This is a genomic window from Zestomonas carbonaria (assembly GCF_904061905.1).
In the GTDB taxonomy this organism is placed as follows: Bacteria; Pseudomonadota; Gammaproteobacteria; order Pseudomonadales; family Pseudomonadaceae; genus Aquipseudomonas; species Aquipseudomonas carbonaria.
Window position 1 is genome coordinate 1 of sequence record NZ_CAJFCI010000049.1, and the last position, 4,624, is coordinate 4,624.

General features: G+C 67.8%; 2 protein-coding genes and 1 riboswitch. Both genes read right to left on the reverse strand.

The features are described from left to right. Positions 1-271: 271 nt before the first annotated feature. Positions 272-2,155, reverse strand: coding sequence for a TonB-dependent receptor domain-containing protein (locus tag PSEWESI4_RS12565; RefSeq protein ID WP_187671544.1), 1,884 nt, complete (start codon positions 2,153-2,155; stop codon positions 272-274). Between the two features lie 99 nt (positions 2,156-2,254). Beyond that, positions 2,255-2,456: riboswitch (cobalamin riboswitch) on the reverse strand. A 146-nt stretch (positions 2,457-2,602) separates the two neighbouring features. After that, complete coding sequence (dxs, locus tag PSEWESI4_RS12570) at positions 2,603-4,495, reverse strand: 1-deoxy-D-xylulose-5-phosphate synthase (protein WP_187671545.1); 1,893 nt, start codon at positions 4,493-4,495, stop codon at positions 2,603-2,605. Positions 4,496-4,624: the final 129 nt, after the last annotated feature.

Sequence of the window (4,624 nt, forward strand, 5' to 3'; positions counted from 1 at the left end):
CTTATGTGGTGGCTGAAGCGAAGCGCCACCCGGCCCAGCCTACGGGGCGAGGCATTGTGAAAGGCCAAGGTTGCATGAGGGTTCCGCCCCTCACCCCCGGCCCCTGGCTACGCGCCCCGCTCCGGAGGGAGAGGGGAGACAAGCGGTGTAGCTCGGATGCACCGGGAACACCGGCAACTCCGCCGCCTTTGTAGGGTGCGCCGCGCGCACCGATGAGAAGCCGGCTCAGAGCTTGTGCGCCGAGCCTGCTCATGACTTGGTGCCGCTTCCCCTAGAACTGCGGCGTCCAAGTCACCGCGAACAGCGCGGTACGACCTTCGGTGTTGTAGCCGAAGCGGCCGTTGGGCGTGCTGTAGGTGGTTTCCGCGTAGTCCTTGTCGAACAGGTTCTCCAGCTTCAGGTCCAGGGCCAGCTCCGGGGTGGCCTGCCAGCTTCCGCGCAGGCCGAGCAGGCCGTAGCCGCCCAGCTCGACGTTGTTGTCGGCATCGTCGTAGCGGCCGCTGACGGCACGCCAACTGGCGCCCACCGCGAAGTCGCCGAAGGCGCGGTCGAGGTCCAGGCTCAGGGTGCGCTTGGCGCGGCGCTGCAGGGTGTGGCCAGTGTCGCGGTCGCGCGGGTCGATCAGGCCGAGGGCGAGGTTGCCCTGCCAGCCGAACAGTTCCTGCTTGAGCGCCGCCTCGAAACCGTTGATCCGCACGGTCTGGACGTTCTGCGGGATGAAGTTGCCGTCGAGGACGATGGCGTCGTCGATGTCGGTGCGGTACAGGGACACTTCCAGCGAGCCGCTGTCGCTGTAGCGGCTGCGCCATTGCAACTCGTAGCTCTTGGACTTCTCCGGATCGAGGTTGGGGTTGGCGTTGGGGAAGCACAGGCCGCCGAAGCAGAAATCCGGGAAATACAGGTCGTTGAAGGTCGGCGCGCGGAAGCCTTCGCTGTAGGACAGGACCAGGTCGTTGGCCGTATCCAGTGGCAGGGTCAGCGCCGCGTTCCAGGTGTTCTCGTTGCCGAATTGCTGGTTGTCGTCGTGGCGCAGGCCCAGTTCGGTGGAGAAGGCGTCGCCGCTGTAGCGGTGCTGGATGAAGGCGGCGCGGTTCCAGCGCGAGTCCTCGACGAAGTCGGTGGTGCCTTGCAGGCGGTCCTCGTACCAGTCGAGGCCGAGCAGCAGTTGCTGGCTGTCGGTCAGGGCCAGGGTGTTCAGCCAGTTGGCGGAGTCGCGGTAGGTGTTGAACTGGCTGATGCTGCCGCCCGGCTGGTCGTTGCCACTGTCGCGCTTGTCTTCGCTGTGGCCGATCTCCAGGCGGCTGCTCCAGACGCTGTTGAAACGGGCGTCGACGAAGCCCGACACGCTGCTGAGCAGGAAGTCGGTGGTCGGTAGCGAGCCGGTAAAGGTGTCGTCGTACTCCACCTGGCCGCGCTGGTCGAGGACGCTGAAGCCGACCTGCAGGTCGTCGGTGATGCGGTGCGCCAGGTTCAGGCTCAGCGAGCGGTTGCGGTAGGCGTCGTCGTCACCGTTGGAGCCGAAGCCGTCGCGGGTGGCGTCGATGCCGTCGGTCTCGTTCAGCGCCGCGCCGAGGTTGAAGCGGGTACGCCCGTCACCGCCGGACAGGCCGACGCTGCGCTCGAAGGTGCTGTCGCTGCCGGCGGCCAGGCGCGCGTAGGGCTTGAGGCCCTGGCCGTCGCCCTGGCGGGTGAAGATCTGGATCACCCCGCCGATGGCGTCGGAGCCGTATATGGCCGAGCGCGCGCCGCGCACCACCTCGACCCGCTCGATCTGTTCGGGGCTGAGGAACTCCAGGCTGCTGGTGCCGCTGGAGGCGGCGGCGATGCGCTGGCCGTCGACCAGCACCAGGGTCTGCGCGGTGGAGGTGCCGCGCAGGAACAGGCCGGTCTGGCTGCCGGCGCCGCCGGTGCGGGTGACGCTGAGGCCGGGCACCCGTTCGAGCAGTTCGCTGACGCTGCGCACCTGCAGGCGCTCGATGTCGGCGCGGGTGAACACGGTGGTGGCCGCCGACGTCTGGCTGCGCTGCTGGACTTCGCGGTTGGCGCTGATCACCGTGTCGTCGAGCTTCAGCGCGGCATCGCGCGACGGGGTTTCGGCAAGGGCCTGGGCGCCGGGCAGCAGCGCCACGGCGAGGGCAAGGCGGGACAATTTCATCGGGACGATCCTCAAAAGTGAATGAAAGACTTTCGAGGAGGGCAAGGGACAAGCGCCGCGACAGGCCACGGCGCTTGACGGCGCCGCCCTCCGCGACACCTGTCACAACGCACCGAGGCCGGTCTCCGGGCTGCCGGCTCACCGTCTCACCTTCCCGGACGCGGGCGTCCAGTGGTCTGTCGAGACGGCGTGCCATCCGTGGGGATGGCGGCCGGTTTACCGTTGCGGGGGCAGCGCAGGCCTTTCACCTGCTTCCCGTTTAACGCCCGTTGCCGGGCGAACCTTGGTACGACGAACGCCACATGGCGTTCCTTACTTGTTGTCGCGGCCATGGGCCGCTCCTACGGGTCAAATATCCGTAGGGTGTGCCGAGTCAGGCAATGCCCCAGTCGGCCCCCTCTCCCTTTGGGTGAGGGGCGGAGCCTTGTTTCGACGCAGTGGTTTCCCTTACGACTTCTCCAGCCGGGCACGCACCGCGCGCTCGATGCCGGCGGCGTCCAGGCCGCATTCGGCGAGCATCTGCGCCGGCTTGGCGTGCTCGACGTAGTAGTCCGGCAGGCCGAGGTGCAGCAGCGGTTTCTGCAGGCCCTCGGCGGCAAGGAACTCGCCCACCGCGCTGCCGGCACCGCCCATGATGGCGTTTTCCTCGATGGTCACCAGCAACTCGTGGCTGGCCGCCAGCTCGCGCACCAGTTGTTCGTCGAGCGGCTTGACGAAGCGCATGTCGACCACCGTGGCATCGAGCGCTTCGCCGACCACGAGCGCGTCGGCCAGTTGCACACCGAACACCAGCAGGGCGGTCTTGTGGCCCTGGCGGCGGATCACGCCCTTGCCGATCTCCAGCGGCACCAGGGCCGGGTCGATCGGCGCGTTGGGGCCACTGCCGCGCGGGTAGCGCACCGCCGCCGGGCCGTCGAACAGGTAGCCGGTGGTGAGCATGCGGCGCATCTCGTTCTCGTCGCTGGGGGTCATCACCAGCATGCCGGGGATGCAGCGCAGGTAGGAAAGGTCGAAGCTGCCGGCGTGGGTCGGGCCGTCCTCGCCGACCAGGCCGGCGCGGTCGATGGCGAACAGCACGTCGAGGTTCTGCACGGCGACGTCGTGAATCAACTGGTCGTAGGCGCGTTGCAGGAAGGTCGAGTAGATCGCCACCACCGGCTTGGCGCCTTCGCAGGCCATGCCGGCGGCCAGGGTGACGGCGTGCTGCTCGGCGATGGCGACGTCGAAGTAGCGCTTCGGGAAGCGCTCGCTGAAGGCCACCAGGTCCGAGCCTTCCTTCATCGCCGGGGTGATGCCCATCAGGCGCGGGTCGGCGGCGGCCATGTCGCACAGCCACTGGCCGAACACGTTGGAGTATTTCGGCCCGGCGGGCTTCTTCGGCTCGGCGGCCGGGGCGTTGATCGGCTCCAGCTTGGTGATCGCGTGGTAGCCGATCGGGTCGGCCTCGGCCGGGGCGAAGCCCTTGCCCTTCTTGGTGATCACGTGGAGGAACTGCGGGCCTTCCAGGTCGCGCATGTTGCGCAGGGTCGCCAGGAGCGTGGGCAGGTCGTGGCCGTCTATGGGGCCGATGTAGTTCCAGCCCAGTTCCTCGAACAGCGTGCCGGGCACCAGCATGCCCTTGGCGTGTTCCTCGGTCTTGCGGGCGATTTCCCAGGCGCCGGGCAGGCGCGAGAGCACCTTCTTGCTGCCCTCGCGCATGCTCGCGTAGGTGCGGCTGGAGAGGATCTTGGCCAGGTAGTTGGACAGCCCGCCGACATTGCGCGAGATCGACATGTCGTTGTCGTTGAGCACCACGAGCATGTCGGCCTGCACGTCGGAGGCGTGGTTGAGCGCCTCGAAGGCCATCCCGGCGGTCATCGCGCCATCGCCGATCACCGCCACGGTCTTGCGCTTCTGGCCTTGCAGCTTGGCGGCGATGGCCATGCCCAGCGCGGCGCTGATCGAGGTGCTGGAGTGGCCGACGCCGAAGGTGTCGTACTCGCTCTCGACGCGGCGCGGGAACGCGGCGATGCCGTCCTTCTGGCGCAGGGTCAGCATGCGCTCGCGGCGGCCGGTGAGGATCTTGTGCGGGTAGGCCTGGTGGCCGACGTCCCAGACCAGGCGGTCGTCGGGGGTATCGAACACGTAGTGCAGGGCAATGGTCAGCTCGACCACGCCCAGCCCGGCACCGAAGTGCCCTCCGGTCTGCCCGACCGTGTAGAGCAGGTCTTGGCGCAGCTCGTCGGCCAGGGTTTCCAGCTCGGCCTCGGCCAGCCGCCGCAGCTCGACCGGCATGCTGGCGCGGTCGAGCAGGGGCGTGGCAGGACGTTCGCGGGGAATCTCGTGAAAAGTCGTCGGCATCAGGCGAGTCGTTATAGGCATGCAAAAGATGCGGAAGTTTACCCGAAAAGCAGCGGCAAGCCGTAAGCCTCAAGCTGCATAGCCGTTCGGAGGGTGGGGAGGTGGCGATTTGTGTGGGGGAGGTTTTGG